A 588-nucleotide genomic window follows, 5' to 3' on the forward strand; every position below is an offset into this window, starting at 1 on the left:
CTGTCGATCGACCGGTCCTTCGACCGCGAAGGCGACCCCGGTCACCGGCAATCCTCGCCCTCGCGTTCCGGCAAAGCGCCCCGGCCCGACGAACGGGCTCCAGTCCGGCGATCCGTCGAGGCGGACCGCATAGCGGACGACGACACTCGGCTGCGGTGGACGCCAATCGAGGGCGAGGCCTTCGATCCGGGCCGGAGCGTCCGGTCCGGCCAGCCATGCGCCGGACGTGGCGACCACGTCGCCGCGTCCCGCGACGTGCCCGATCAGCCGGAGCTCGGCGTCGATCGAGGAAAGCGCGTCTGGGCTCGGCTGGCCTGACGGCGAGAGGGAAGCGATCGTCACTCTCGCGACGGACGAGCCGCCCGGCCGCGTCGGCTTCACCGCAAGGCGAATCGTGGTCGCCTGATCGACACGGATCACCAGCCGGTCACCGGGTGCGCGAAGCGCCTCGTCACCCCCCTCGCGGCGAAGGACGGGCGCGGGGCCGTCGTGGCCGTCGGTCGCGAGCATCACTTCGGGAGGGCTCGAGCGATCGTCGGCGGCGACGTAGCGAACGACGAACAGCCCCCGCGCGAGGTCGAACACCGG

At 72.4% G+C, this 588-nt stretch carries 1 protein-coding gene; it reads right to left on the reverse strand.

The window, feature by feature from the left end; translation table 11 throughout:
- Positions 1-588 (reverse strand): hypothetical protein (locus ABTU92_RS30310; protein ID WP_408095237.1); only part of this gene is annotated, 588 nt, incomplete at both ends.

Origin of the sequence: Rhodoplanes sp. SY1 (genome assembly GCF_046000175.1) — a bacterium.
Taxonomy (GTDB): domain Bacteria; phylum Pseudomonadota; class Alphaproteobacteria; order Rhizobiales; family Xanthobacteraceae; genus Rhodoplanes.